We start from the raw sequence: 26067 nt of genomic DNA on the forward strand, positions 1-26067 counted from the left end.
GTGGCGACGCTGCGCGCACCCTCGGCGGCATGAGCGAACGAGTGGACGTCCTGGTCATCGGTGGGGGAGCGGCGGGGCTGTCGGGGGCGCTGGCCCTCGCCCGCGCTCGGCGCAGCGTGCTGGTGGTGGACGGGGGGAGGCCGCGCAACGCGCCCGCGGCCGGCGTGCACAACTTCCTGACGCGCGACGGCACGCCTCCGGCGGAGCTGGTCGCCGCCGGGCGCGCCGAAGTCGTCGGCTACGGCGGGGAGGTTCGGGACGGCTGGGTCACCGGCGCGGTGCGCGTGGACGGCGGCTTCGAGGTCTCGCTCGCCGACGGCGCCACGGTCAGGGCCCGCCGGCTGCTGGTGGCCACCGGCGCGAGCGACGAGCTGCCCGACGTCCCGGGGCTGGCGGAGCTCTGGGGCACCGACGTGCTGCACTGCCCCTACTGCCACGGCTGGGAGGTCCGCGACCAGCCCGTCGGCATCCTGTCGTCCAGCGCCATGAGCACGCACGGCGCGCTGCTGTGGCGGCAGTGGACCGACGACGTCACCCTCTTCCTGCACACCGGCCCGGAGCCGACCGAGGAGCAGTGGGAGCAGCTCGCCGCCCGCGGGGTCGAGGTGGTGTCCGGCGAGGTGGTCGGCCTGGAGACCGAGGACGGCCGGCTCAGCGGCGTCCGTCTCGCCGGCGGCGCCGTCGTCCCGCTGCGGGCGCTGGTCGCCCAGACCCGGGTCCGGGCGCCCGGGGACCTGCTCGCCGACCTCGGGCTCGTCCCGGAGGAGGTCGGCATGAACGGCGTCGTCTTCGGGGAGGTGCTGCCCACCGGCGCCGACGGCGCGAGCCCGGTCCCGGGTGTCTGGGTCGCCGGGAACGCGGGCGACGTCCGCGCGCAGGTGGTCGTGGCCGCGGCGCAGGGGCTGGCCGCCGCCGGCCAGATCAACATGGACCTCGTCATGGAGGAGACCCGCGCGGCCGTCGCCGCCCGGACGACGGCGGGTGCGGCGTGACCGTCTACGACGAGCAGTGGTGGGAGGAGCGCTACGCCTCGGGGGAGGCGCACTGGAGCGGCCGCCCCAACGACGTCCTCGTGGCCGAGACCGCCGGCCTGGCACCGGGCAGCGCGCTCGACGTCGGCTGCGGCACCGGCGGCGACGCGATCTGGCTGGCCGAGCAGGGGTGGCGGGTCACCGCGGTCGACCTCTCGCGGACCGCGCTGGCCCGGGCCGCCGCGGCGGCGGCGGAGCGGGGGGTCGCCGGGCGGACGACGTGGCAGTACGCCGACGTCACCACGTGGGCGCCGCCCGAGCGCGCCTTCGACCTGGTGACGACGGCGTTCCTGCACGTCCCCGGCGGCGTGCGGGACGCGGTGGTGGCCCGGCTGGCCGCGGCCGTGGCCCCCGGCGGCACGCTCCTGGTCGCGCAGCACGACCCGAGCGACCTGCACACCGTGCGGCACGGGCAGGACCCGGACCTCTTCGCCACCGGCGAGCAGCTGGCCGCGGCGCTGCCGACGGGGGAGTTCGAGGTGCTGGTCGCCGGGGCGAGGCCGCGGCTGGGCCGCTCGCACGAGGGCGAGGACCTGCCGATGGCCGACGCCGTCCTGCGGGCCCGCCGCCGCTAGCCCTCCTGGGGGCCGCCCGGGAACAGCCGGGCGAGCCCGGGCGGCGGCCGGAAGGGCCGCCAGTCGCCGGCCGGCTGGGCCAGCCGGTCGGCGACGACCCACAGCACCGCCGGGTCGTGGCCCATGGCGAGGTGTCCGGCGTGCACGCCGACGTTCTCGCTGCGCGGGCCGGGCCGCTGCAGGCAGGCCCGCCAGTCGACGACGCCGTCCCACCGCGAGTACACCGAGGTGCTCGGCACGGGCAGCGGGCGCGCCGGATCGGCGGTCGACAGCCGCCGGCTGGTGTGCAGCGGGGCGAACCGGCGGTAGGCCCGCGCGCCGGGGGAGTCGTCGTCCGGGCGCCCCACGAGCCGGAACGGCGAACCCAGCGTGACCACCGAGCGCACCAGCGCCGGAGTCCGCTGGGCCAGCCGCCGGGCGAAGACCCCGCCGAGGCTCTGCCCGACGATGCTCACCGCGCCGCCGTGCCGGTCGGCCAGCCGCTGCACCAGCCCCGGCAGCGCCTCCACCACCGCGGGGGTGGGTCCGCGGTTGCGGCCCAGCTCCCAGCCCACGACCGGGTACCCGAGCGCACGCACCCACCCCCGCAGCGCGGTGGTGGACACGTCGGAGGCCAGCAGCCCGGGCAGGACCAGCACCGGGTGCCGGTCGCCCCGCGGTGCCACGGCGAGCAGCGGGGACGTCGCGGCGAGGACGCCGGCACTGGCGAGCGCGCGGATCGGTTCGGTGGCCGCCAGCAGCGAGCGGCGCCGAGTGCTGTCCATCGGTCCCCGTCCGGTCAGCCGGACTGCTTCCCGCGTCCGGTCACCGCGTCGCGGAGGTGGTCCAGCAGGCTGGCGACGGGGCCCAGCGCGGTGCGGACGCCGGCCTCGTTGGGCGTCATCGGGTGCGGACGCGTCGGCGCGATCGCCTTGACCCGCTCGACGTCGCGGGCCATCTCGACCAGCCGGTCCGCCGGGAGGGCCTGCCGCAGCTCGGTGAACATGCGGCCCTCCTCGTGGACGACGTGCTCCCGGATCTCCCGCGCGAGGGTCGCGACCTCGGCGTCGAAACCGGGGTCGCCCGGGTCCATCCGCTCGAGGCGCTTCATCGTCTCCTCGGCCTCGCCGTGCTCGTGCTTGGAGCGCTCGGCCTCGTCGCGATCGAGCTCGGCCTCGACGCGGGGGTAGACCTGGGTCTCCTCGGCGACGGAGTGCTTGACGATGCCGATCGTCACCTCGTCGACCAGCGCGCGCTTGCGGCGCAGGTCCTCCTCGCCGGAGCGGCCGGCGAGGCCCTCCAGCTCGCGGAAGAGGCGGTCGAACTCGCGGTGGTCGGCGCTGAGCAGGTCGACGACGTCCTGTTCGGGCGCGGTGGTCATGGCGTCTCCCTCGGGAAGCGCGGCCCCCTGGGCTCGGGGCCCACGGGGTTCCCCCGCCGCCCTCCGGCCACACCCGCCCGGTCCTGCGTCCGCGCGTGTTTGACCGCCGGCGGCCCCGGATACCAGGGGAGCGTGGAGTCACTGGCGGTCGGTTTCGCGCGTCCCGACCGCTGGTCGTGGCACGGCACCTCCGCGCAGACCCCGTGGCACGCGGTGGTCGCCGACCGCCCGGCACGGGACCTCGACGGCGTGGTGGACCTGGCGCTGTGCGGCGCCATCGTGCAGATCTGGGGCTCGCAGCGGTGGGAGCGCATGGGCACCGGCCGCACCGCCTGCCCGGAGTGCGTGCGGCTGACCGCCGCCGTGCCCGCCCCGCTGGTGCCGGCCCCCGCGCCGACCGCCGCGGTACCCACCGCCCCGCTGCTGCGCGCGGTCTGATCCCGGCCCCGCTGCAGGGGCCCGCGGCGAGCGTGCGAGCGGTGGGTCAGCGGGGTCCTCACACGTTGCGCCGGCCGCTGATCGCCGACAGGCCGGTGATCTCCCGGCCGACGATGAGGGCCTGCACGGAGTCGGTGCCCTCGAAGGTGAAGACCGCCTCCATGTCGGCGTGGTGCCGCGCCACGTGGTGCTGCAGGAGGATCCCGTCGCCGCCCAGGACGTCGCGCGCGTCGGCGACGATCGCCCGCGCCTTCGCCGCGTGGTTCATCTTCGCCAGCGACGCCATCGCCGGGGTCATCCGGCCGGCGTCGGCCAGCTTCGACAGCCGCCAGCACATCAGCTGCATCGAGGTGATCTCGGCCAGCATGCGGGCGAGCTTGTCCTGCACCAGCTGGTAGCCGGCGATCGGCTGGCCGAACTGCTCCCGTTGCCGGGCGTGCGCCAGCGCCAGCTCGTAGGACGCCGTCGCCAGCCCCAGGGCCCGCCACGCGACGGTGTAGCGGGTGCGGTCCAGCACCTGCGAGACGTCCTTGAACGAGCGGCAGCCCGCCAACCGGTTCTCCGCCGGGACCCGGACGCCGGTCAGCGTGATCTCCGCCTGCCAGACCGCCCGCAGGGCCGTCTTGCCGGTCATGACCGTCGCCTCGAAGCCGGGCGTGCCCTTCTCCACGACGTAGCCGCCGACGTCGCCGTCCTCGTCGCGGGCCCAGATCAGCACGAGGTCGGCGATCGACCCGTTGCCGATCCACTTCTTCTGCCCGTCCAGCACGAAGGCGTCGCCGTCGCGGCGGGCGGAGGTCTCCAGGGCCACGGCGTCGGAGCCGTGCCGCGGCTCGGTCAGCCCGAAGGCGCCGATCTTCTCCATGCGGGCCATCTCCGGCAGCCACCGCTGCCGCTGCTCCTCCGAGCCGAGCATCGCGATGGACTGCATGGCCAGGAAGCTGTGCACCCCGTTGAACGTGCCGATGCTGCCGTCGGCGCGGGCCAGCTCGGCGGCCACCAGCCCGGCGGAGACCGCGCTCATCCCCGGGCAGCCGTAGCCGGAGATCGTGCCGCCGGCGATGCCCAGTTCCGCCAGCCGCGGCACGAGCGCGAACGGGAACTCGGCGCGCTCCCAGTGGTCGTTGACGACCGGCAGGACCTCCCGCTCGCCGAAGGCGCGGACCCGGTCGCGGATCTCGATCTCCTCGGGCTCGAGGAGCTCCTCCAGGGCGTAGAAGTCGGGGCTGGCCACGGCCGCAGACGCTACGGCCGTGGCCGGCAGCCGGCCACCGTTCCGGGGACCGCGCCGGGCGAGGGAGGCGTGGGGGGAACGGTGGTCCTCACTCAGGCGCCGAGCAACCCGCGGACGTAGCCGATCTGCCCCAGGTGCTGGAGGTCGTCGGAGAGCACGCTGACCAGCCGCACGCCGAGGGTCACCGGCGGGTCCCAGCGGGTGTCGACGACGCGGTCGAGGTCGGCGTCGGAGAGCCCGGCGAGGAACTCCGCGGTGCGGGCGTGCACGGCGGCGGAGTACTCGACGAGGAGCCCGGGATCGCCGACCCGGACCGCGGCGACCTCCGCCGACGACATCCCGTAGCCGATCGCGGCGTCGTCCACCGGGAGGTCGAAGCGGCGGGCGAAGCCCTGCGCGGTGTACACCTGCTCGCCGCCGGCGACGTCGGCGACGTGGTCGTCCTGGACCCGCAGCAGGTGCCAGGCCAGCCAGCCGACCGGGTTGGCGTCCGGGCCGACCCGGGCGCCGAGCTGCTCGGCGGTCAGCCCCTCGACGCCGCGCTGCAGCGTCTCGTGCACCTGGGAGTACGCGTAGGCGAGGACGTCGCGGCTGTTCACGCGGCCGGGGGTACCCGCGCCGGGGCCGCCCACCCGTGCCGCCGGGCCGGGATAGGTTCCCCCGGACCCGACGTCGACCCGGGGGGGCCGGTGCCGTTCCTGCTGTTCGCCCGTCTCGCGCGGGTCCTCCGCCTGCGGCTGCGCAGCTGGCGGCTGCCGCTCGCGGTGACCGTGCTCGTCTTCCTGACCAGCTGGGCCCTGATGGCGCTCGTCGAGCCGCCCGACAGCGGCATCGCCGACCCGGAGACCTACTGGTGGTACTTCGTCGTCACCTCCGCCACGGTCGGCTACGGCGACCAGTTCCCCGTGACGGCGGCCGGCCGGGCGGTCGGCGCGTACGTGATCGTCGGCGGCATCGTCACCCTGACCCTGCTGTTCACCCAGCTCACCACGGCCCTGCAGACCGCGCGGGGCCGCCGGACGCGAGGAGTGGTCCCCCTGGACCTCGAGGGACACGTGGTCCTGCTCGGCTACACCCCCGGGCGGACCGAGCGGATCGTCGACGAGCTGACCGCCGAGGCCGGTGCGCGGGTCGTGCTGTGCGCGGGGGACGACGTGACCGAGGACCCGCTGCCGCACCTGCCGGACGTCGACTTCGTGCGCGGTGACCTCACCCGCGCCGACGTCATGGAGCGGGCCTGCGTGCACCGGGCGCGCACCGCGGTGGTCGACGGCCACGACGACAACGAGACGCTGGCCATCGCGGTCGCCGTCGACCACGCCAACCCGCGCATCCACCTGGTCGCCGCGGTGCGCGACCTGAGCCGGCGGGAGACCCTGCGCTACGTCAACCCCGGCGTGCAGGTGGTGCAGTGGCACATGCCGTTCCTGCTCTCCGAGGAGGCGGCCGACCCCGGTCTGACGCAGGTCTACAACGACCTGATGACTGCGGGCGGGCACGGCAACACGTACTCGACGCGGGTGCCGGCGGCGTCCCGGCTGGCCACCGCGGGCGACGTGCAGACGCACCTGGGCAGCCGGTTCGGGGCCACGCTCCTGGCTCTCCGCACGCCGGACGGCGACCTCGTGGTCAGCCCGCCGTGGGACGTGCCGGTGGCGGCCGGGACGACGCTGTACTACGTCGCCCGCGAGCGGCTGGGCGCCGACCGGCTCTTCGCCGGGGCCTGACCCGGAGCCCCCAGCCCTGAGCCCGGAGCCCTGAGCCCGGCGCCCGGAGCGGGCGGCAGCGGTCTCAGTCGCCGGCCGGCTCCTCCGGCTCGCTGGCGGCCTCGAGCTGCTCGACCTGCTCGGGGGTCGCCTGCTCCAGGGCGATGTCGCGCGGCTGGGGCTGCTCCGGCTCGGGCGTCGTCATGCCGCGAGCCTGCCGCAGCGGGCGGGGGGACGCGCGCTCAGAGCAGGCCGGTGGCGAACCCGACGAGGGCGAGGACCGCGGCCGTCAGCGCCACGAGCGCCAGCACCAGGACGACGACGGGGACCACCACCCAGCGCCGGCGGAACCGGAGCCGGCGCCCGCGGGCGGGGGCCGGGTGGGACGGCGGCCCCGGGTCGGGGCGGTCGGCACGCCGGGCGCGGCGCCGGTCGGCGAGGTGGCGGGCCTGGTCGGCCGCGTCGCGGGCCACGTCGCGGGCCACGTCGCGGGCCATGGAGCCCAGCAGCGCGGCCGAGCGCGCGGCCAGGGCCTTGAGGTCCTCGGCGCCGATGCGCTCGACCCGGTCGCCGCGGACCGCCGCGGCGGCGTCGGGCGAGGGCGGCGCCGGCGGGCCGACCGGGGGTGCCGGCGGCGGCCAGGCCGCCCGGGCGCCGGCGCCGGCCGCGGCCCCGGACAGGCTGGCCCGCAGCTGCGCCCGCGCCTGCGCGGACGTCGTCCGGACGGCCGGGTCCTTGGTGAGCAGGCCGCGGAGGACGGGCTCCAGCGGCCCGGCGTGCGGCATCGGCGGCGGGTGCTCCGAGACCACCGCCAGCAGGGTGGCCATCGGCTCGCCCCGCGCGAACGCCGGGCGGCCCTCCACCGCCGTGTAGAGGGTCGCTCCGAGGGACCACAGGTCCGTGGGCGGTCCCGGCTGCTCCCCGTGGGCCCGCTCCGGCGACATGTAGGACGGCGACCCGATCAGCGTCCCGGCGGTGGTGAGCGACGAGTCGCCGGTCGCCGTGGCGATGCCGAAGTCGGTCAGGTACGCCCGGCCGGCGCTGTCGACCAGCACGTTGCCGGGCTTGACGTCGCGGTGCACGATCCCCGCCCGGTGGGCGGCGTCCAGGGCGTCCAGGACGTCGAGCCCGATGCGGGCCACCGCCTGCCACGGCAGCGGCCCGTGCTCCTCGGCCAGCTGCTGGAGGCTGCGCGAGGGGACGTGCTCCATGACCAGCCACGGCCGGCCGTCCTCCTCCACGACGTCGAACACCGTGGTGACCCGGGGGTGGTCGAGGCCCGCGGCGGAGCGCGCCTCGCGGAGGGTGCGCTCGCGCAGGACCTCGCGCTCGTGCGCGGTGACGTGCTGGGGGTAGGTGACCTCCTTGACCGCGACCGGGCGGTCGAGCAGCCGGTCGCAGCCCAGCCAGACCACGCCCATGCCGCCGCGCGCGATCACCTCGGTGAGCGTGTAACGGCCGCCCAGCAGGCGGTCCCCGGGTCCGGCGCCGGCCGACATGCGCCGGACGCTACGCCCGGCGGCGGGGGTCCGGCGCGCCGTCGGCTGCCGCCGGCGGGCTCCGCGGCCCGACGCGGCACACGGGGAGTCGCTGGCTTTCGTCGTCCGGGGGTGCTGCGATGCTGCCTGGGCGCGTCCGGCCGACACCGGTCGGACGCCCGGGCCGCCGTCGACACAGCAGACGGCGCGCCGCACCACCGACCGGGAGGAACCGCATGACCACGCCGGGCTCGAACGGCCCCGACCAGCAGCCCGGGGGCGGTGCCCCCGGGTGGGGCCAGCCGCCGGCCGGCCCGCCGGGCGGGTACTCGCCGCCGCCCCCGCCGCCGCCCGGGGGCTCGACCCCGCCGCCCCCGCCGCCGCCGGGCGGGTACGCGCAGGGGCAGCACCAGCCGCAGCCGGGCGCGAGCCCGTACCCGCCCCAGGGCGGTGCGCCGTACCCGCCGCAGGGCGGCGCCCCCTACCAGCCGCAGCCGGGCGGGTTCGGCGGGCCGCCGAAGAAGTCGGGGCCGCCCAAGTGGCTGATCCCGGTGATCGCCGGCGTCGTGCTGGTGGCCGGTGCGCTGGCGCTCTTCGCGTTCCTCGGCGGCAGCGGGTCCGAGGTCGACGACTGCGTCTCGGCCAACGCCGCCGGCGAGGTCGAGACCGTCGACTGCGACGACGACTCGGCGGTCGCCCGGGTGGTCGGCTTCGACGACGACGACATCACCTACGACGACTACCTCGCCAGCGACGACGACTTCTGCAGCGGCGTCGACGGCGCCGTCACGCACTTCTGGGAGGGCGAGGAGGGCGAGGAGGGCCGCGTCGTCTGCGTCGGCGAGATCTGACCTCCGCACCACCCCCACCGGGCCCGGTCGGCGTCCTGCCGGCCGGGCCCGGTGCCGTCTCAGCCGCCGGCCAGCCGCGCGTCCAGCGCCTCGGCCTCGCGGCGGAGCACGACCTCCACGAGCTGCCGCACCGCCCCCTCGGCCTGCCGGCCGACCAGCGGGGCGTCGACGCGGGCCTCGGCGGTGACCGTCGAGCGGGTGCCGTCGCCGTCGGGGGCCAGCCGCCGCTCGCCGCGGACCTCGACGGTGCGGCCGAACACCTCCGCGCGGACGTCGACGTCGCAGCGCCAGCCCTCGCCGTCGCGGCGCCACCGGCGGGTGTCGGTCACCGCCACCTCGCGGGCCACGAAGCGGGCGAACACCGCCGGGACGCCCGCCGTCGGGGCGAGCATCCGCACCCGCGTCGTCGTGCCGTCGCTGGTCGCCTCCTGCAGCCGGGCACCCAGCGCGTCGGTGGTCGCGCGCAGGAACGCCTCGTCGGTGAGCACGGCGTGCACGCGGTCGGGCGGGGCGGCGTGGACGGTGGAGACGTCGATGGGCACGCCCCATCCTCGGGCGAGGACGGGGCGTGCGCCCGACGGGGCCGGCCGGGTCAGCCGCGCAGCGCGGCCCGGGCGACCGGGACCAGCGCGGCCAGCACGAGGACCTCGCCGAGCACGGTGACGGCCACCGGGAACTCGCCGCTGGCCAGGACGAACCCGGCCAGGTAGGCGGGGGCGGCCCAGACGGTGACGTCGGCGCGGGCGCGGACCAGCGCGGCCGTGGTCACCAGCGTGCCCAGCACCGCCATGCCGACCAGCGGCCCGAGGACGAGGAACGGCGCGCCCTCCTGCACCGACGTCCACACCTGCGCCGCCTCCGGCCCGCCCCGCTCGGCGAGCACCTGGGCGATCAGCCGCATGCCGGCGAACCCGCCGCCGCCGATGCACCCCGCAGCGGTCAGCGCGGCCGCGACGCCCGACAGCCACGGGGCCCGGCGGCGCCCGGCCAGCGCGACCGTGGCCGCCATGGCCAGGGTGGCGACCATGCCGACCAGGTAGACGACGATCGAGGCGACCTGGCTCGTGGGGGCCTCGGCGAGGCCGGCCAGCCAGGGGCCGGCGTCGTCGCGGGGGAGGCCGCTGGAGGAGAGCAGCGCCTGCACGGCCAGGGCGACCGGGCCGGCGAACGCGGCGCCGACCAGCAGCCGCCGGCGGGGGTGGACCGGCGCCGGGACCGCGGGCGCGGTCGGGGCGGCCGGGCCGACGGCGGGGGTCGAGGCTGCGGGCGCGGTGGCGGCGGGCGCGAGCAGGCCGGTGCCCAGGTGCGTGGTGCTGTCCATGTCGGTCTCCAGGTCCAGGGGGCCGGCTCCGTCGGCCGGACGGGGAGAACCGTCGCCGCGGCGCCGTCCCGGCGGCATCGGCCGGCGGTCCCGACCTGCCGGGGGAGCGGAGTCCCTGGGGGACGGGACACCCCCGCTGCCACCATGTCGCGGTGCCCCGGCTCCGGACCCTCCTCGTCGCGCTCGCCGCGGCCGCCGGTGTGGCCGCCGCAGGAGCGGCGCTGGTGCTCTCGCTGACGCGGGTGCCCGACCCGGACCCGGCGGTCGTGGCGTGGGGGCTGACCGGGGCGCTCGGCGCCGGGTGCCTCGGCGCGCTGGTCGCCGCCCAGCGGCCGCGGCTGCTCGCCGGGTGGTTGCTGCTGCTGGCCGGCGTCAGCAGCGGCGGGTCGACGCTGGCCGCGACCGTCGCGGCGGCGCAGCTGCCCGGGCACCCCGGCTCGGCGACGGGCGCGGCGGCGTTCTGGGTGTCGACGTGGCTGTGGGTGCCCTCGTACGTGCCGCTGCCGGCGCTGCTGCTGCAGGTGCTGCCCTCCGGGCGGCTGCCGGGGCGTCCCTGGGCGGCCGGGTTCGCCGCCGGTCTGGTCGCCACCGTCCTCACCCCCGTCGCCTGGGCGCTGACCCCCTACGACCAGCAGGACGAGCCGGTGCCGGCGGCCTACGGCGACCTCGTCAACCCGGTCGGCGTCGACGGCACGTGGAACGTCGTGAACGCCTGCTTCCTGGCGCTGCTGCTGGGCACCGCGACCGGTGTCGCCTCCCTCGTGGTCCGGCTGCGGCGCAGCACCGGCCGCGAGCGCGAGCAGGTGCTGTGGGTGCTGGCCGGGGCGCTGGGCACCGTGCTGCTGCTGGCGCTGGCCTGGGCCGTGCCGCCGGCGCAGACCGCCTTCATCGCCGCCGCGCTGCTGCCGCTGCCGACGGCGGTCGCCTGGGCGCTGGTCCGCACCCGGCTGTGGGACCTGGACCCGGTCCTCGGCCGCACGCTGGTCTACCTGTCGCTGAGCCTGCTCGCGCTGGCCGTCTACGGCGGCCTGCTGGTCCTGGCCGGCACCGTGTTCGGCGGCTGGGGGCGCGAGGCGGACCTGCTCGTGTTCGCGCTGGCCGCGGTCGCGGTGCAGCCGGCCCGCGACGCGCTGCAGCGGGGCGTCAACCGGCTGCTCTACGGCGACGCGGTCGAGCCCGCGGTCGTCGTCGGCGAGCTGGGGCGCCGGGTCGGCTCGGCGGTCACCCCCGCGGAGGTGCTGCCCGGCGTGGTCGACGTCCTCGCCCGCACCCTCCGGCTGCCCCACGTCGCGCTGCGGCTGCCCGGGCGGGCTCCGGTCACGACCGGCGCCGAGCCCGCCGCGGGCGTGCAGACCATCCCGCTGGAGCACCAGGGCCGCCGGGTCGGGGAGCTCGCCGTCGTCCTGCCGGCCGGGGGGCTGGGGCCGCGGCTGCGCTCCCTGCAGGAGGAGCTGGTCCGGCAGACGGCGCAGGCCGCGCACGCGGTCCTGCTGGCCGACGAGCTGCAGCACTCCCGGGAGTCGATCGTCAGCTCCCGGGAGGAGGAGCGCCGCCGCCTGCGGCACGACCTGCACGACGGCCTCGGGCCGGGACTCGCCGCGACCGCCATGCAGCTGGAGGCGGTGGCCGACCTGGTGCCCGCCGACCCCGACCGGGCACGCGCGGTGCTGGACCAGGCGGCGGAGTACCTGCGCGGCACGGTCGCCGAGGTGCGCCGCATCGTCGACGACCTGCAGCCGGCGGCGCTGGGCGACCTCGGTCTGGTGGGGGCTGTCCGGGCCCATGCCGCGCGGCTGGCCGACGGTGGCGTCGAGGTGACCGTCGACGCGCCCGACGACCTCGGGGAGCTGCCGGCCGCCGCCGAGGTGGCAGCCTTCCGCATCGTGGGGGAGGCCATGACCAACGTCGCCCGGCACGCCCGGGCCACCCGCGCGCGGGTGACGATCGCGCACGGGGCCGGGGTGCTGGAGGTGTGCGTCTCCGACGACGGGGTGGGCGTGCGGCCCGGCGCCCCGGCCGGGGTCGGGCTGGGCTCGATGCACCAGCGGGCCGCGGAGCTCGGCGGCAGCTGCGTGGTCACCGGCGGGCGGGGGACGACGGTGCGCGCCGTCCTGCCGACGGGGGCGGCGTGACCAGCGTCCTGGTCGTCGACGACCACCCGATGTTCCGCGACGGGCTCGTCGCGCTGGTCGACTCCCTGGACTGGGCGCAGGTGGTGGCCCAGGCCGAGGACGCCGAGACGGCGGTGGCCGCCGCGCTCGAGCACCGCCCCGACGTCGTCCTCATGGACCTGCACCTGCCGCGCGGCAACGGCCTGGAGGCGACGGCGCGGATCACGGAGGCGCTGCCGGGCACCGCGGTGCTCGTGCTGACGATGGTGGAGAACCAGGACGCCGTCGCGGCGGCGCTGCGGGCCGGGGCGCGCGGCTACCTGGTCAAGGGGTCCTCGCGGGCGCAGATCGCGCGGGCGATCGAGGCGGTCGCCGACGGGGAGACGATCCTGGGCCGCGGGGTGTCCGGGGCGCTGTCCCGGCTCAGCACCCGCGGCGACGCGCTGACCGCGTTCCCCGAGCTCACCGAGCGGGAGCGCGAGGTCCTCGAGCTGATGGCGACCGGCATGACCAACGGCGAGATCGCCGGCCGGCTGTACCTGTCGGACAAGACGGTGCGCAACGTGGTGTCGGCCGTGTTCGCCAAGCTGCAGGTGACCAGCCGGGCCGAGGCGGTGGCGCGCGCCCGTGACGCGGGCCTCGGCGGCGCCGCTCCCGGACTCGGGGTCGCCCCCGCGTGACCCCTCCCCGGGACGGGTCAGGCGGCGGGCACGGTCGCGTCGACCGGCTCCGCGACCGGCTCGGGCGGCAGCGGTGCGGCGGTGGGCTCCGGCGCCGGTGCGGGAGCGGAGGCCGTGGTCGCCGGGGCGGCGCTGGTCTCCGGAGCGGGCGCCGGCTCGGGCGCGGGCGCCGACGACGTCACGGGCGCCGGCGCCGGGGCGGAGGTCGGAGCCGCCGGCGGGGTGGGCGTGGGCGTCGGCGTGGGCGTCGGCGTCGGCGTGGGAGTCGGGCTCGGCGCGGCCGGCGGCGGCGCGGTGGTGGGCGCGGCCGGCGGCGGCGCGGTGGTGGGGACGGCCGGCGGCGGCGCGGTGGTGGGCGCGGGCGGCGGTGGCGCGGTGGTGGGGGCGGCCGGCGGCGGCGCCGTGGTGGGCGCGCCCGTGGGCGGGACCGCCGGGGCCGGCGTGGTCGCCGGAGCGGGCGTCGTGGCGGCCGCGGTCCCCGACGGGACGGGGCCGACCGGGACCGGGACCGGCTGCGGCTGCCCGGCGGCGACGGCCGTCTCGACGTCGACCGGGAGGCCCTGCACGGGGCTGGGGTCGATCGGGAGCGACTGCAGGTGGGTCGCCGTCGCCGTCGCCGCGGTCGAGGAGAACAGCGGCAGGGGCGACGCCGGGGCGCCGAGCGGGAGGTCGAGCCCGGCCAGCACGCCGATCGTCGGGACCAGGAGCGGACCGCCCCGGATCACCGCGCCGGGGCCCGAGTCCGGGGCGTCGGCCGTCAGGCCGGCCGCCGCGGTGAAGACGGTGTCGTCCTGGACGGCGGGGACGGAGCCGCTGGTGCTGCCCAGCGCGGCCAGCGCCGCCGCCATCCCCAGCGCCAGGGCGCTGCCGCCCAGCAACGGTGCGGCCCGGTCCCCCGTGGTGCCCATCGCGGATCCCCCTGCTCTGCCTGTCGGTCCACCCGAGCGTGACCGACGGGACGGTGCCCGAGCAGCCCCAATCTGGGGTGGGCCGGGAGGTGAACTCTGGGGGGTCGCCGGGGTCAGCCGGCGGCGAAGAGCACGACCTCGTCGGGCCGGGCGGAGAACGGGTTGGCCCACTCGGACGGCGCCCCGGTGATCGGCTGGGCGTCGGTGACGACGACGTGCGGCGTCCCGGGGTAGACGGCCAGGACGCGGGTCGCCGAGGTCAGCACCTCGGTGCGCTCGACGAGCTCGCCGCGGCGCAGCTGCTGCGTCGTGCGCTTGCCACGCAGCGCCTCGCCGACCTCCGCCGTCCACCGCACGCCGTCCTGGTCGAACCGGATCGACCGGACGCGCCGCCCGCGGGGGGCCGGCTCGCAGCCGGCGAACTCGGCGAGGGCCTCGTAGAGCCGTTCGGCCTGGTCGTCGTCGGCCGCCCGGGGCAGGAAGAACGCAGTCACACCCACATCCTCGCTGCGGGTACCGACACCCGGGGGATCCGCGGCCCGGAGCCGCGAGGGGTTGTCCGTCCCGGGGGCGGTGGGCACAGTTGTCGGCGTGTTCCCCGACCTCGGTGCCGGCGACGACGAGGAGCCGATCGGTTCCATCACGGTCGTCGCCGAGAACGGCCGGTGCGTCGCCCACCTCATCGGTGACGTCGACGCCGCGCTCATCGCCGCGTGCGGTGGGCCCTCGGTGCTCGACGAGCAGGACGTCGCGGCGGTCGACGTCAGCCAGCTGGGGTACATCGACTCCACCGGCCTGACCCTGCTGGTGCGCTGGGCGCAGAGCAGGACGCGGCGGGGCGAGCGCCCGGTCATCGAGGGCATGACGCCCCGCTTCGCGAAGGTGCTGTCGGTCTCGGGGCTCACGTCGACCTTCGACGTCGACCCCTGAGCGTCCGCCGGGGCCCCGCGCCCCGCCGTGACGTGCGGTCCTGCCCCCAGTAATGTGGCCGCCCGCCCCCCACGGTGGGGGTGGGCGGGACGCCGCCCGCGGGGCAGGGTCGGGCAGCGTCCACGGGCTCCGTGACGCGCGCCCGCTTCGCACGGGGGACCGGCGGGTAGAGCACCGGCAGGAGGACGGGCAGTGTCTGCGGAGCGGAGAGAGGCCATGCCGAGCGCCACGGTCCCCCTGCGGCGTGCCGGCCGGTCCGCCGTCCCGGGAGCGTCGCGGTGACGCTGGCCGCCTGTGCGTCCGGCCACGGCGAGCCGCCGCGCCCGGAGCCGATCCGGGTGCTGGTCGTCGACGACCACGCGTCCTTCCGCGAGATGCTCGTCGACTTCCTCTCCACCCAGGACGGCATCGACGTCGTGGGGGAGTGCGAGGACGGTTCGCAGGTCCAGCCGGCCGTCGCCCGGCTGCGCCCGGACGTCGTCCTGATGGACCTGTCCATGCCGGTGGTCGGCGGCGAGGAGGCGACGCGGATCCTGCGTGCGGCGCAGCCGGACGTCCGGGTCGTCGTGCTGACGGCGGAGGGCGCAGCGGCGGCGGAACGAGCCCGGGCGGCCGGGGCGCACGCGCTCGTCCCCAAGGACGCCGACCCGGAGGCGCTCGTGCAGTGCCTCCGGTCGCTGATCACCGACGGCGGGGACTGCCCCTTCGCGTTCTGAGCGGTCCCGCCGGTCAGCAGCCCTGCGACGGGAGACCGCCCGGGGAGGGCCAGACCCGGACCTGGACGACGCCCACGACGTCGTCCAGCGGCACCGGCCCGAACGAGCGGGAGTCCACCGAGTCCCCCCGGGCGTCACCGAGCAGGAAGACCGTGCCCTCGGGCACCGTGACCGGCCCGAAGTACACGCCGTCGACGACCTCGGGGTCGATCCCCGCCTCGCAGCGGGGCTCGCCGTTCACCACCAGGACGCCGTCCTCGAGCCCCACCACGTCACCGGGCAGGCCCACCGCGCGCTTGACCACGGAGGCACCGGTGTCCGGGTGCCGGGCGGCGACGACGTCCATCCGCTGCAGCCCCTCGACGCCCTGCCGGACGAGGAGGAGGTCGCCGGGCGCGAGCGTGGGGCGCATGCTGCCGGCGTCCACGCGCATGAGCTGCAGCGGCAGCAGGCCGGCGAGCGAGGCCGCGGTCAGCAGGGCGAGGACCAGGAGCAGCACGGTCGCGACGGACGCCGTCCGGCGCCGCGGGGGGACGGCGGCGTGCCGGCCGCGCTGGCGGACGGGCGACGTCGTCACAGTGGTTCCTCCTCGGGGTCGGGCGCGCCCCGAGCCTCTCCCGTCCGGGGGCGGGACCCCAGCCGCCCCGGGGGGTGCGGCGGCCCCCGCGAACTGGGGGTCGGCCCGGCCTACCCCTGCCCGGGGCGGGGGATCGGGAGCACGGCGGTGAGCACCGTGCCGCCGTCCGCCCCGGCCTCGACGCGGACGTCGCCGTCCAGGGCGACGAGCCGTTCCCGCACCAGCCGCAGGCCCAGGTGGCCGTTGCCGCTCGCGGCGGCGGCGGACCCGGTGTCCAGGCCGACGCCGTCGTCGGCGACGGTGAGCAGCAGCGTCGGCCCGTCCCCGCTGTCGGTCCGGGTCAGCGTCACCCACGCGTGTCCGGCCTCGGCGTGGCGGGACACGTTGACCAGCGCCTCCTTGGCGGTGCGGTAGAGCACCGCGACGTACTCCGGCGGCAGGTCGGGCAGGGGGTCGGCCGTGACGGTGACCTCGGTGCCGGACTCCCGCAGCCGCTGCGCCAGGTCGTCCAGGGCGGTCGCCAGGCCGGGCCCGCTGAGGTCGGGCGGGTAGATGTCGACCATGAGCCGGCGCAGGGACGCCACGGCGTGCCGCACCGTCGCGGTCAGCCGGTCGACCGTCGGCCGGCGTTCCTCGGGGACGGCCGACCGCAGCGCCGACAGCGCGTAGCTGACCCCGGCCAGGTCCTGCACGGGGCCGTCGTGGACGTCCCCGGCGATGGCCCGCCGCTCGCGGTCGGAGGCGGCGAGGGACCGGGCCATGGCCGCGATCCGCTCGGACTCCGCGCGGCGGGCCCGCCGCGCCATCGAGGCGGCGATCGGCAGCTGGATCAGCTGGAGGACGACCAGCGCGCCGATCGCCAGCGGCACGATCTCGCCGCGCAGCAGGGACGCCTGCCGGTCGATCGTGTCGGTGGCGAAGTACGCCTCCACCACCACGGGCGTGTCCCCGGCGTCGACGGGGACGTACACCTCCAGCAGCGGCCCGCCGACGTCGCCGTAGGCGGTCTCCGGTTCCTCGTCGACGTGCGCGACGACATCGCCGTCCAGGGCGGCCCGGAGGTCGTCGCTCACCTCCGGTCGCTGCCCGACCAGCTCGTCGACCGTCGCGTAGTAGATGCTGCCGTCCTCCCGCCAGACCAGCACCGAGACCAGGGACCCGTCGCTCATCCGGTTGCGCAGGTCCCGGTCGAGCTCCTGATAGGCGCCCGCGTCCCCGGCGAGCGCGTCCCGCACGAGGGGGGCGACCAGGAGGTTCGCCAGGCGCACGGCGACCCGCTCGGCCTCGGCCAGCGCGTTGGACCGGGCGATCCGGTCGCTGACCAGGTAGGTGGCGGCGGCGACGGCGACGAGGACGACGACGGCCCAGGCGACGAAGACGGTGAAGTGACGTCCCGGTGGGATGCCGCGGAGCCGGCCGGGGCGGTGGGGTGGCCCGGAGAGATCAGCGGCCACTCGAGCCCAGCAGCCCGAGGTCCTGCGCCTTGACGACTGCCTCCAGCTGCGAGCGGACGCCGAGCTTCGCGTGCAGGGCCTTCACGTAGCCGCGGCAGGTCTCCAGGGTGATGCCCAGGACGCGGGCGATCGCCTTGATCTGCATGCCGCGGCCGAGGCAGTCGAGCACCTCCTGCTCGCGGCGGGTGAGCTGCGGGACCGGCGCGGTCCGGGGCTTGGCGGCCACGGTGCCGGAGGCGAAGGTGGAGGGGGAGACCAGCATCTGGCCCGGCTGCACCCGGCTCAGGATGTCGATCATCTCGGCGAGCGAGCCGTCCTTCGGGATGAAGGCCGATGCCCCCGCCTGCGTCGCACGGACGACCCAGTCGGGGTCGCGGTGCGCGGTGACCACGGCGACGACGGCCTGCGGCGCCACCTCGCGGATGCGCCGGGTGGCCGCCAGCCCGTCCTGCTGCGGCATCTCGATGTCCATCACGACGATGTCGGGCTGCTCGCTGGCGGCCATGGCGATGGCCTGGGCGGCCGAGGACGCGATCCCCACCGGCCGCATCCCCGACGTGGCCAGCGCACCCGAGAGCAGCTCGGCGAACGTCACGTGGTCGTCGACCACGAGGACGGTCCGGGAGATCCGTACCGGAGGGGACGACGACGTGGCGACGGACAAGGTGAGCCTCCCGTGACTGTGCTGCGCAGCGCTCGCGGGGCACTTATGACACGCGCCGGGCTCGCTGCGCCACGGCCGTAGGTCACATGCAGGACTTAGGTCCTCGGTGCGGGGGACGGTGTGCGGCGCGTCACAACGCTGAGTTGCCGCGTCGTTCTCGATGGTCACGCCCGGCGAGCGCGGAGCCCGGTCCTGAGTCAACGGGAGGCCGGGTCGGCCGATGCGCCCGAGCCGCTGAACTGCGGGTTCGCGCCGGAGGGGTGGTTGCGGGCGGGAGCGTATCGGAGCGCATCCGTCCGGGCGCAGGGTGTCGTCACCGGCGAGGGCCGGGAGGGCGGGTGCCGGTTCGCCGGCCGGGGCCCGGCACCGGGAACGGGGCGCACGGCCGGCCCGGCCTCCCGGCGGGGAGGCGCACGAGCGCGACCGGGGATGCACCTCCGGGTCGCTGCGCCCCGCGGACGCGGTCGTGCTCCCCGTCCCGCGGTCGGCCCTGGGCGCCTCCGGCCGGGCCGCGGACTCGGCACCCGCTCCGCCCTCCCGGGCCGGCGCCGGGCTGCGGGCGGTGGCGCCTGTCAGTGGTCGAACGTATGTTCGATCCATGCCTCTCCTGCGACCTCCACACCACGGTCCCGCCGTAGGGGGCGTCGCGCCCGAGACGTCGGATGCCGTCAGCGAGGTCGTGACCCCCGTCCATCTCGCGCGCCCGCCGCTCCACCGGTCCGGGCGGCGTGCCGACCGGCCCGCCGGGGGTGCGTCGTGACGGCGCCGACGGTGCTGCGGCCCCCGGACGGCACCCGTTTCGTCCTCTACGACGCCGGGCGGCAGCACACCCCGCCCATCCCGGTGCCCCGCGAGGTCGACGACGAGCTACCGGCGGGCTGGTGGCGCGACCCGGTGAACCCCCGCCGCGTCCACCTGCCGCGCCCGGGCCGGTGCCCGCACGGCTCGTTCCTGCGGTACGCGGCGCGGAACTGCTGTGCCCCGGACCACGGGACCGCGGCCACCGGACCGGCGGGCGCCCGCGCACCCCGGCGGGCCGCTCGTCGGGCGGTCGTCGAGGCCTCTGACGCGTGGGGCGGGTGGGGCTCGAACCCACGACCCAGGGATTATGAGTCCCATGCTCTGACCGGCTGAGCTACCGCCCCGGACGGCCGCACGGAGCCGGCCGCCCCGACAGCCTGCCACGACCGCCGGCCCGGGCCGCGTGGGGTGGCAAGCACCTCACAAGGGGCCGACAAGCCGGCGGCGGCACGGTCCCCGGCATGACAGCCACCGCCGCCCTGCCCTTCCCCGTCACCCCCCGCCGCACCGCGGACGAGCCGGAGGCCGACCTCTTCGGCTTCGCTCTCGTGCACCGGGCCCTGCGCACCGGCTGCCGGCTGCTGGCCGACGCCGTGACGTCGGTCGCCGCGGGCTCGCCGTGCGGTCCGGAGCGGCAGCGGGCGATCGTCGCCTTCGCCGGCCACATGCTGCACGAGGTGCACGTGCACCACTCGCGGGAGGACGACGTCCTGTGGCCGGTGATCGCCGCCTCGGCCGGCGCCCACGTCGACCTCAGCCCGCTGACCGACGACCACGCCGCCCTCCAGGGCGTGCTCGACCGGGCGGAGGCGCTGCTGGCCACGTTCGCCGCACAGGGGCCCGCCGCCGCCGGCCCGCTCGCCGCCGTGCTCACCCAGGTCGCGGACTCCCTCGACGAGCACATCACGGAGGAGGAGCGCGACGTCTTCCCGGTCGTGCGCCGCTACGTCTCCGCCGGGGACTTCGCCCGCGTGGAGACGCGCTTCCGCAAGGGGACCAGCCTGCGCCACATGGTGTTCGTGCTGCCGTGGATCGTCGACTCCTGCGCGACGCCGGCGGACCGCGCGCAGCTGCTCGGGTCCGCGCCCCCGCCCTTCCGGCTCCTGCTGCGCGTCGTCGGCCCGCGGTGGGAGCGGCGGCGGGACCTGGTCCGCGGGTCGTGACCGCGCCGTCCCCGGCCCGCGCGGCTCAGTCCAGGGCCCCCCGGGCCGCGGCCGTCCAGCCGGGGTGGCCCAGGCGCTCGGCGAGGGCGACCGCCTGCCGCTGGTAGGCCGCGGCCGCGGCGTCGTCCCCGCGGGAGGCGGCGAGGCGGGCCAGCAGGGTGGCCGCCGGCCCGGTCGTCACCGACCCGCTCTCGATCCCGCACAGCGTGTCGGCGTAGGGCTCGAGGTCGGCCAGCGCCTCCGCGACCCGGTCGTCGTCGCCAATCCCCAGCCCGACCAGCCCGCGGTTGTAGGAGAACAGCGGACCGAACGGGTCGCGGCCGTAGCGCGGACGGGCCGGGCCCACCTGCCGCGCCTCCTCGACGCGGCCGGCGACCACCAGGGTGGCCGCCCACATCTCCCGCAGGTCGTCCGGTGCGGCCGAGAAGACCGCGGCCACCCGCTCGGGCAGCCCGGGGTCGGGGACGCCGGCGGCCAGCGAGAGGCAGAAGGCGCCGATCTCCCGGAAGGACTCGCCGACGTCGCGGTACCAGCCGGCGGCGACGAGCTCCTCGACGGCCTCGTCGTAGGCGGCCTGCGCCTCGACCCGCCGGTCGGCCAGCAGGTGCCGGAGCCCCCGGTAGGCGCGGGCGATGCCCAGCAGCAGCCGCAGGCCCTGGCTCCCGGCCAGCCGCTCGGCCTCGGCCGCCTGGAGGTCGGCGTCGGCGAAGTCCATCCGGCCGCAGGCGTCCTGGAGCAGGACCAGCCGGGCGACCGTCTCGAACGCGCCGAGCCCCTCCCGGCGGGCCAGCTCCAGCAGCTCCGCGCCGAGCGCGGCGCGCTCGTCGCCGTCGGAGTCGCGGTGGGTGTGGATCGCCCGCGCCGACAGGGCGTGCGCCAGGGTGGTGGGGTCACCGGCGGCACGGGCGATGCGCACGGCCTCGCGCGAGGCGGCCGGACCGCGCGGCTCCAGCCGCTCCTCGAACTCCGTGGCCAGCGCGGCCAGCAGCCGCGCCCGCAGCGGGTCGGCCGGCCCGAGGGCCGCGATCGTCGCCTCCAGCCGGTCGACGACGGCGTCGTCGGCAGGGTCCACCCGGGCGTTCCAGAAGGTCGGGACGTCGGAGGAGAGCAGCACGAGCGCGACGTCCCCGGGGCCGGCGCCGGCGGGGAGCTCGGTCAGGGCCTCCGCGCGCAGGGCGCGGGCCGGCCCGCTCGCGCCGGCGAGCGCGGTCGCCCGCGCCTGCGCGGCGAGCAGGCGGGCCACCGCGGCCCCCTCGGCCGGCGCCGCCGACCGGGCCGCCTCCACGGCCCGCCGCCACCACACCGCGGCGTCGGCATGGGCGAAGCGGCGCTCGGCCAGCCCGGCCGCCTCCTGGCACCAGCGCAGCGCCGCGGCCGCGGCGCCCGGCCCGGCGGCCGCGGTGTGGTGCGCCAGCCCGGTGACGTCGCCGGGGCGCAGCCGCTCGAGGACGGCGGCCAGCCGGCCGTGCAGCCGGGTCCGGCGCAGCGACGACAGGTCCTCGTAGAGCGTGTCGCGGACCAGCGCGTGCACGAAGCGCAGCCGGCCCGGGCCCGGCTCGACGAGCAGGCCGCTGACCACGGCGGTCTCCAGCGCGTCGACGGTGGCCTCCTCGTCCCCGGACCCGCCCTCGACCGCGGCGGCGAGGAGGACGTCGGCGTCGACGTCGCGGCCGCAGACCGCCGCCAGGCGCAGCAGGGAGGCCGTCGTCCCGGGCAGCGTGCCCACCCGGTGCCGGACGACGTCGCGGACGGAGCTGGGCACCTCGGCCACGTCCGCACCCGAGTCGACCAGGCGCAGCAGCTCCCGCACGTAGAAGGGGTTCCCGTCGGTGCGCGCGGCGATCGCGGCCCGGGTCGCCGCGTCGACCGGCGCCGCCGCCCAGCGGTCGACCAGCCGGTCGACCCCGACGGCGTCGAGCCCGCGCAGCCGAAGCGACAGCGGCGACCGGCGGGCCAGCGCCGCCAGCACCTCGGTCAGCCGGGAGGTCTCCTCGGCCCGGTGCCCGACGACGAGCAGGACCGGCGAGCCGGCCAGTGCCGCCGCCAGGTCCACCAGCAGCGCCGCTGTCTCCTGGTCGGCCCGGTGCAGGTCGTCGACGACCAGCAGCAGCGGGGCCCGGCCGGCCACCCCGGCCAGCCACCGGGCCACCGCCTGGTGCAGCCGGAAGCGGTTGCCCGCCGCGTCGCCCTGCCCGTCGGCGGCGGCGTCGGCGGCGAGCAGCGGGGCCAGCGCGGCGGGGTCCTCGGGCGGCGAGGCCATCGCGAGCGTCCCCAGCGCCTCGGTCCACGGCCAGGCCGGGGGAGCGCCGTCGCTCTCCGGGCAGCGCACCGAGCACGTCGTCCACCCCTGGCCGCCCAGGCGGTCGGTCAGGTCGTCGAGCAGCGTCGTCTTCCCGCTGCCGGCCTCCCCGGCGACGACGGCTACGCGCAGGCTCCCGGCGGCCGACTCCTCCGCGCTGCGGAGCAGCGCGGCCCGCTCCGCGTCACGGCCCACCACGAGGGGTCCCGGGGCGGCCGGCGCCGGCGGCTCCGCGGCGAGCGGCGGCGCCGGCCGGCCCACCGCCGGGCCCGGCAGCCGCACCGGGTCCAGGGACGGCGCCTGGGCCAGCACGTCGGCCTCCAGCGCGCGCAGCGCGGGCCCGGGATCGGTGCCGAGCTCCTCGGCCAGCCGCTCGCGTGCCTCCCGCAGGGCGGCCAGCGCGTCGCCCTGCCGCCCCGCGCGGTACAGGCCCAGGGCCAGGAGCCGCCAGCCCTCCTCGCGCAGCGGGTGCTCGGCGACGTGGGCGCGCAACTGCGGGAGGGGGTCGCGCCCGGCCGGCGCGGCCAGCGCCGCGGCCGCCCGCCGCTCGACCGCGATGAGGCGCAGCTCCTCCAGCCGCGCCGCCTCCGGCAGCGCCCACGGCTCGTCGGCGTAGTCGGCGTAGGGCGGCCCCTGCCACAGGTCGAGCGCGGCCGAGTACCGGTCGCGGGCCAGGACCGGGTCGGTGTCGACCACCCGGTCGCCCTCGTCGAGCAGCCGCACGGCCAGTGCGGCGTCGACCGCGTCGGGCGCAGGGCGCACGGTGTACCCGGGCGGTGAGGTCACCAGCACGCGGGCAGGGGTCCGGGGGGCGCGGTCGGGCTCGAGGGCCCGCCGCAGGTGGGAGACGTGTGCCTGCAGCGCGCTCATCGCGCTGGGCGGGGTCTCGGCGTGCCAGAGGTCGCCGACGAGGACCTCGACCGGGACCACCCGGCCCGCGGCCACCAGCAGCCGGGCCAGCACCGACCGCTGCCGCCAGCCGCCGAGGTCGAGGGGGACGCCGTCGAGGGTGGCACCCACCGACCCGAGGACGCGGAAGGCGAGCTGACCCATGGCCGCCCGAGCATAGGTGCCGTGCCGTTCGTCACCTTGCGCGAGCGGCGGTCCACCCACTCGTGCAGGTCGCCTCCCTCGAACTGGGCAAGGCGCCGCGCCGCGGGTGTTATCCGACCGTGACCGATGGGGCGGATGTGACGTAGCCTCGCTCGCGGCTCTGCCGGGCCACGCTCCCCGTACCCCGGGGACCTCGGCGGGCCCCGCCGATCCGTTCCCGGCTGCCTGCCGGGACGGCCGGGACCTGCCGTCCCGGGGTCGCGCGCGCACGGGGGCAGCAGTGCGCGGGCGGGACGACGTCCCGCGGACCCGGCGGACCGGAGAACGGAGTGCCGCCGTCTTGGCGACCCTGCACCGCCCGCACCACCGCGCCGCGCGCCATGCGTCCGCGTCCCGCAGGCTGCGCGCCGCCCTGGTGGCCGGCGCCGCGGCCGCGGTCCTGGTGGCGGCGCCGTCCGGACCGGCCGCCGCCGCGCCGGCCGACGAGCTCGACGACGCCCGCGCCGCGCAGCAGGCCGTGGCCGCCGAGGTGGAGGCCATCTCCACCGAGGTGCGCGCCGCCGAGGAACAGCTGCAGCGGATGACCGTGGAGGCCGAGGCGGCCGCGGACGCCGCCCTCGTCGCCCGCGCCGAGCTGGCCTCCGCGGAGGCCGCAGCCGAGCTGGCGGCCGCCCGGCTCGCGTTCGCGCAGGCCGCCGTCGCCGAGGCCGAGGACGAGGTGGCCGACGTCGGCCGCGAGGCCTACATGGGCAACGCCGACGTGTACGGCGGCGCCGCGGTGCTGCTCGGGTCCGACAGCCCCGAGGAGCTGCTGCAGCGTGCGGCGACCCTCGAGCTCCTCGGTGACCAGCGCGCCGACGTCCTCGAGGAGCACGAGGCGACCGAGCTCGAGGTGTCCCGGGCCGACGCCGAGGCGCGCGCCGCGGTCACGCAGCGCGACCAGGCCCGGCAGGCGGCCGACGAGGCCGCGGCGGCGGCCGAGCAGCACCTCGCCGACGCCCAGGCCGAGTTCGACGCGCTCAGCGCCCGCAAGGCCGAGCTCGACACCCGGCTGCGCGACGCCCAGATCGAGCTCCTCCGGCTGCAGGGCGCCGCCGACGCCGAGGCCGCGTACGCCGCGCAGGTCGCCGCCGCCTCGCGGGCCGGCACGCTGGCGGTCGCCGGCGGTGCGGTGCCGCCGACGACGGGCCGGGTGACCTCCTGCTACGGCGCCCGGTGGGGGACCATGCACCAGGGCGTCGACATCGCCGCGCCGATCGGCACCCCCGTCTACGCCCCCGAGGGCGGCGTCGTCCTGCAGGCCGGGCCCGCCAGCGGCTTCGGGCTGGCGGTCTACGTCCAGCACGGCGACGGCTCGATCACCCTCTACGGGCACGTGAACCGGTTCTTCGTCTCCGCCGGCCAGGTCGTGTCGGCGGGGCAGCAGATCGCCGAGGTCGGCAACCGCGGCCAGTCGACGGGCCCGCACCTGCACTTCGAGGTGCACGAGGGCGGGCTCTACGCCAGCCGGGTGAACCCGATGCCGTGGCTGTCGGCGCACGGCATCTCCCTCGGCGGCGCCTGCTAGCTAGCGGCCGCGCAGGCGCCCCAGCAGGCCGCCCGCCCCGCCGAGGGTGCGGGCGGCCAGCGCCAGGATCGGACCACCGGGGATCCCCGGCGCCGCCGAGACGATGGGCGCCAGCCGCAGCAGCCCGCCGACGTCGTGCACCCGCAGGCGCCGGCGGGCCAGCGCGGTCACCGGGTTGACCCGGCCGGAGGCAGCGTCGAGCAGCAGGTCGGCCGGCGCCTCCACCGCCGTCCCCGGGGTGTCGCCGGCGGCTGCGCGCCGCACGGTCCAGCCGGCGCCGTCCGCGGCGAGGCTCCAGCCGCCGTCCGGGGTGACCAGGCTGACGCCGCCGGTGATCCCGCAGGACGCCGCGAGGGCGCCGGTCACGTCGGCGAGTGCGGCGATCCCGGACTGCAGGACCTCCCCGGGCACCGGCGGGGTGCCCAGCGGCGCCAGGTCCAGGCCGTGGACCGCGAGCTCGTACGCCTGGCCCAGCACGACCGACAGCAGCGGCAGCGTGCCCACCGTGGCCACGGTCGGGGCGGTGTCGAGCTCGGCCGGCTCCTCGGCGAGGTAGCGGGCGGTGGCCTCCCGGTTGCGGTGCAGCGCCGCCAGCACCTCGTCCCGGGAGGCGTCGCGGTGCGCGGCGGTGACCCGGGCGTTGGTGCCGTCGACGTCCGGGGGCTGCCCGGTGCCGCCGGCGCGGGCCGAGGCGACCAGGCCGGCCAGGGCGGCGTGGTCGTCCCAGCAGCCCAGGTGCACGCACACCTCGTGGGCGCGCCAGCCGGGCAGCCGGGTGGGACGGTCCAGGTCGACGGCCTCGGCCTGCGCGATGAAGGCGTCCCAGGCGGGCAGCACCATGCCGCCGACCACGTCGCGGCCGGCGTCGGCCATGCCCTGCCTCGCCGGGGCGGAGTCGCGTCGCACCATGCCGGCCGGGTACCCGCCCCGCCGGCCGGGCAGGCGTGGCCTGCATCTCCCCCCGGTGGGGGAGGCACGGTCAAGGCCGCGCGTGCTGCCGCCGACGTCTGTGGGGTGACTCCACCCGCGCGGCGAGGACGCCGGGCCGCCGATGCGCCGCCCCGCGCCCTGGGGGGGGGGGGGGGGGGGGGGGGGGGGGGGGGGGGGGGGGGGGGGGGGGGGGGGGGGGGCCCGGTCGGCTACTCGGTCC

25 protein-coding genes and 1 tRNA gene are annotated in these 26067 nt (G+C 77.9%); 11 read left to right on the plus strand and 15 right to left on the minus strand.

What is annotated here, in order from left to right; all coding sequences use genetic code 11:
• Nucleotides 1-29: 29 nt before the first annotated feature.
• Entirely contained in the window at nt 30-992 is a 963-nt protein-coding gene (locus tag ACI8AX_RS14810; protein WP_456550596.1) for an NAD(P)/FAD-dependent oxidoreductase, read from the plus strand.
• A complete protein-coding gene (locus ACI8AX_RS14815; protein WP_456550597.1) occupies nt 989-1606 on the plus strand; it encodes an SAM-dependent methyltransferase in 618 nt (205 codons plus the stop codon). The genes ACI8AX_RS14810 and ACI8AX_RS14815 overlap by 4 nt, the downstream gene beginning before the upstream one ends.
• Here ACI8AX_RS14815 and ACI8AX_RS14820 read toward each other — a convergent pair.
• Nucleotides 1603-2370, minus strand: coding sequence for an esterase/lipase family protein (locus ACI8AX_RS14820; RefSeq protein WP_456550598.1), 768 nt, complete (start codon nt 2368-2370; stop codon nt 1603-1605). The genes ACI8AX_RS14815 and ACI8AX_RS14820 overlap by 4 nt on opposite strands.
• 14 nt (nt 2371-2384) lie before the next feature.
• On the minus strand, nt 2385-2966 hold the full coding sequence (locus ACI8AX_RS14825) for a hemerythrin domain-containing protein (protein WP_456550599.1): 582 nt from the start codon (nt 2964-2966) through the stop codon (nt 2385-2387).
• A 132-nt stretch (nt 2967-3098) separates the two neighbouring features.
• Here ACI8AX_RS14825 and ACI8AX_RS14830 point away from each other — a divergent pair, with 132 nt between their 5' ends.
• A complete protein-coding gene (locus ACI8AX_RS14830; protein WP_456550600.1) occupies nt 3099-3404 on the plus strand; it encodes a hypothetical protein in 306 nt (101 codons plus the stop codon).
• Between the two features lie 58 nt (nt 3405-3462).
• Here the strand turns inward: ACI8AX_RS14830 and ACI8AX_RS14835 are convergent, their stop codons facing one another.
• Both ACI8AX_RS14835 and ACI8AX_RS14840 read right to left on the minus strand, forming a co-directional pair.
• Nucleotides 3463-4638: an acyl-CoA dehydrogenase family protein gene (locus ACI8AX_RS14835; protein ID WP_456550601.1), complete on the minus strand. Its 1176-nt coding sequence runs from the start codon at nt 4636-4638 to the stop codon at nt 3463-3465.
• A 92-nt stretch (nt 4639-4730) separates the two neighbouring features.
• Nucleotides 4731-5237: a mycothiol transferase gene (locus ACI8AX_RS14840; RefSeq protein ID WP_456550602.1), complete on the minus strand. Its 507-nt coding sequence runs from the start codon at nt 5235-5237 to the stop codon at nt 4731-4733.
• A 90-nt stretch (nt 5238-5327) separates the two neighbouring features.
• On the opposite strand from ACI8AX_RS14840, the gene ACI8AX_RS14845 reads away from it, so the two are divergent.
• Nucleotides 5328-6365: an ion channel gene (locus tag ACI8AX_RS14845; RefSeq protein WP_456550603.1), complete on the plus strand. Its 1038-nt coding sequence runs from the start codon at nt 5328-5330 to the stop codon at nt 6363-6365.
• 221 nt (nt 6366-6586) lie between these two features.
• Here ACI8AX_RS14845 and ACI8AX_RS14850 read toward each other — a convergent pair whose 3' ends face one another.
• Nucleotides 6587-7843 carry a serine/threonine-protein kinase gene (locus ACI8AX_RS14850; RefSeq protein ID WP_456550604.1) on the minus strand — a complete coding sequence of 419 codons (1257 nt, stop codon included), beginning with the start codon at nt 7841-7843 and terminating at the stop codon, nt 6587-6589.
• A gap of 215 nt (nt 7844-8058) precedes the next feature.
• Between ACI8AX_RS14850 and ACI8AX_RS14855 the strand changes: the two genes are divergently transcribed.
• The gene (locus tag ACI8AX_RS14855) at nt 8059-8673 is read left to right on the plus strand and encodes a hypothetical protein (protein WP_456550605.1); all 615 of its coding nucleotides are present in this window, start codon (nt 8059-8061) and stop codon (nt 8671-8673) included.
• Between the two features lie 59 nt (nt 8674-8732).
• On the opposite strand, the gene ACI8AX_RS14860 is transcribed toward ACI8AX_RS14855, so the two are convergent.
• Both ACI8AX_RS14860 and ACI8AX_RS14865 read right to left on the minus strand, forming a co-directional pair.
• The gene (locus tag ACI8AX_RS14860) at nt 8733-9215 is read right to left on the minus strand and encodes a DUF2505 domain-containing protein (RefSeq protein ID WP_456550606.1); all 483 of its coding nucleotides are present in this window, start codon (nt 9213-9215) and stop codon (nt 8733-8735) included.
• 50 nt (nt 9216-9265) lie between these two features.
• On the minus strand, nt 9266-9994 hold the full coding sequence (locus tag ACI8AX_RS14865; protein ID WP_456550607.1) for a hypothetical protein: 729 nt from the start codon (nt 9992-9994) through the stop codon (nt 9266-9268).
• A gap of 152 nt (nt 9995-10146) precedes the next feature.
• On the opposite strand from ACI8AX_RS14865, the gene ACI8AX_RS14870 reads away from it, so the two are divergent.
• The gene (locus ACI8AX_RS14870) at nt 10147-12126 is read left to right on the plus strand and encodes a sensor histidine kinase (RefSeq protein ID WP_456550608.1); all 1980 of its coding nucleotides are present in this window, start codon (nt 10147-10149) and stop codon (nt 12124-12126) included.
• Nucleotides 12123-12785, plus strand: a complete 663-nt coding sequence (locus tag ACI8AX_RS14875; RefSeq protein WP_456550609.1) for a response regulator transcription factor — start codon at nt 12123-12125, stop codon at nt 12783-12785. Before ACI8AX_RS14870 ends, ACI8AX_RS14875 begins: the two co-directional genes overlap by 4 nt.
• 17 nt (nt 12786-12802) lie before the next feature.
• Here ACI8AX_RS14875 and ACI8AX_RS14880 read toward each other — a convergent pair whose 3' ends face one another.
• Both ACI8AX_RS14880 and ACI8AX_RS14885 read right to left on the minus strand, forming a co-directional pair.
• Nucleotides 12803-13693, minus strand: coding sequence for a hypothetical protein (locus tag ACI8AX_RS14880; protein ID WP_456550610.1), 891 nt, complete (start codon nt 13691-13693; stop codon nt 12803-12805).
• 113 nt (nt 13694-13806) lie between these two features.
• Nucleotides 13807-14187: a hypothetical protein gene (locus ACI8AX_RS14885; RefSeq protein ID WP_456550611.1), complete on the minus strand. Its 381-nt coding sequence runs from the start codon at nt 14185-14187 to the stop codon at nt 13807-13809.
• Nucleotides 14188-14284: 97 nt separating this feature from the next.
• Here ACI8AX_RS14885 and ACI8AX_RS14890 point away from each other — a divergent pair, with 97 nt between their 5' ends.
• Both ACI8AX_RS14890 and ACI8AX_RS14895 read left to right on the plus strand, forming a co-directional pair.
• Entirely contained in the window at nt 14285-14623 is a 339-nt protein-coding gene (locus ACI8AX_RS14890; protein WP_456550612.1) for an STAS domain-containing protein, read from the plus strand.
• A 278-nt stretch (nt 14624-14901) separates the two neighbouring features.
• Nucleotides 14902-15339 (plus strand): response regulator, encoded by a 438-nt coding sequence (locus ACI8AX_RS14895; RefSeq protein ID WP_456550613.1) that lies wholly within the window; start codon nt 14902-14904, stop codon nt 15337-15339.
• 13 nt (nt 15340-15352) lie between these two features.
• On the opposite strand, the gene lepB is transcribed toward ACI8AX_RS14895, so the two are convergent.
• The 4 genes from lepB to ACI8AX_RS14915 all read right to left on the minus strand — a co-directional run bounded on the left by lepB (nt 15353) and on the right by ACI8AX_RS14915 (nt 19179).
• Nucleotides 15353-15916, minus strand: coding sequence for a signal peptidase I (lepB, locus tag ACI8AX_RS14900; protein ID WP_456550614.1), 564 nt, complete (start codon nt 15914-15916; stop codon nt 15353-15355).
• A 110-nt stretch (nt 15917-16026) separates the two neighbouring features.
• A complete protein-coding gene (locus tag ACI8AX_RS14905; RefSeq protein WP_456550615.1) occupies nt 16027-17370 on the minus strand; it encodes a sensor histidine kinase in 1344 nt (447 codons plus the stop codon).
• Nucleotides 17360-18034 (minus strand): response regulator, encoded by a 675-nt coding sequence (locus ACI8AX_RS14910; protein WP_456550616.1) that lies wholly within the window; start codon nt 18032-18034, stop codon nt 17360-17362. The genes ACI8AX_RS14905 and ACI8AX_RS14910 overlap by 11 nt, the downstream gene beginning before the upstream one ends.
• A 1071-nt stretch (nt 18035-19105) precedes the next feature.
• Nucleotides 19106-19179, minus strand: a tRNA-Ile gene (locus ACI8AX_RS14915).
• A gap of 117 nt (nt 19180-19296) precedes the next feature.
• On the opposite strand from ACI8AX_RS14915, the gene ACI8AX_RS14920 reads away from it, so the two are divergent.
• On the plus strand, nt 19297-19998 hold the full coding sequence (locus ACI8AX_RS14920) for a hemerythrin domain-containing protein (protein ID WP_456550617.1): 702 nt from the start codon (nt 19297-19299) through the stop codon (nt 19996-19998).
• A 25-nt stretch (nt 19999-20023) separates the two neighbouring features.
• Here the strand turns inward: ACI8AX_RS14920 and ACI8AX_RS14925 are convergent, their stop codons facing one another.
• On the minus strand, nt 20024-23350 hold the full coding sequence (locus ACI8AX_RS14925; protein WP_456550618.1) for a BTAD domain-containing putative transcriptional regulator: 3327 nt from the start codon (nt 23348-23350) through the stop codon (nt 20024-20026).
• A gap of 340 nt (nt 23351-23690) precedes the next feature.
• Here ACI8AX_RS14925 and ACI8AX_RS14930 point away from each other — a divergent pair, with 340 nt between their 5' ends.
• Nucleotides 23691-24917 carry a M23 family metallopeptidase gene (locus tag ACI8AX_RS14930; RefSeq protein WP_456550619.1) on the plus strand — a complete coding sequence of 409 codons (1227 nt, stop codon included), beginning with the start codon at nt 23691-23693 and terminating at the stop codon, nt 24915-24917.
• Here ACI8AX_RS14930 and ACI8AX_RS14935 read toward each other — a convergent pair whose 3' ends face one another.
• Complete coding sequence (locus ACI8AX_RS14935) at nt 24918-25826, minus strand: maleylpyruvate isomerase family mycothiol-dependent enzyme (protein WP_456550620.1); 909 nt, start codon at nt 25824-25826, stop codon at nt 24918-24920. It abuts the gene before it with no gap.
• Nucleotides 25827-26067 lie beyond the last annotated feature (241 nt).

The organism is Blastococcus sp. SYSU D00813, assembly GCF_054050735.1.

Excerpts from the sequence above, each read along its gene's own strand:
- ACI8AX_RS14810 (WP_456550596.1), top strand. The coding sequence starts at position 30 with ATGAGCGAACGAGTGGACGTCCTGGTCATCGGTGGGGGAGCGGCGGGG.
- ACI8AX_RS14820 (WP_456550598.1), bottom strand. The coding sequence starts at position 2,370 with ATGGACAGCACTCGGCGCCGCTCGCTGCTGGCGGCCACCGAACCGATC.
- ACI8AX_RS14825 (WP_456550599.1), bottom strand. The coding sequence starts at position 2,966 with ATGACCACCGCGCCCGAACAGGACGTCGTCGACCTGCTCAGCGCCGAC.
- ACI8AX_RS14850 (WP_456550604.1), bottom strand. The coding sequence starts at position 7,843 with ATGTCGGCCGGCGCCGGACCCGGGGACCGCCTGCTGGGCGGCCGTTAC.
- ACI8AX_RS14855 (WP_456550605.1), top strand. The coding sequence starts at position 8,059 with ATGACCACGCCGGGCTCGAACGGCCCCGACCAGCAGCCCGGGGGCGGT.
- ACI8AX_RS14865 (WP_456550607.1), bottom strand. The coding sequence starts at position 9,994 with ATGGACAGCACCACGCACCTGGGCACCGGCCTGCTCGCGCCCGCCGCC.
- ACI8AX_RS14880 (WP_456550610.1), bottom strand. The coding sequence starts at position 13,693 with ATGGGCACCACGGGGGACCGGGCCGCACCGTTGCTGGGCGGCAGCGCC.
- ACI8AX_RS14920 (WP_456550617.1), top strand. The coding sequence starts at position 19,297 with ATGACAGCCACCGCCGCCCTGCCCTTCCCCGTCACCCCCCGCCGCACC.
- ACI8AX_RS14925 (WP_456550618.1), bottom strand. The coding sequence starts at position 23,350 with ATGGGTCAGCTCGCCTTCCGCGTCCTCGGGTCGGTGGGTGCCACCCTC.
- ACI8AX_RS14935 (WP_456550620.1), bottom strand. The coding sequence starts at position 25,826 with ATGGTGCGACGCGACTCCGCCCCGGCGAGGCAGGGCATGGCCGACGCC.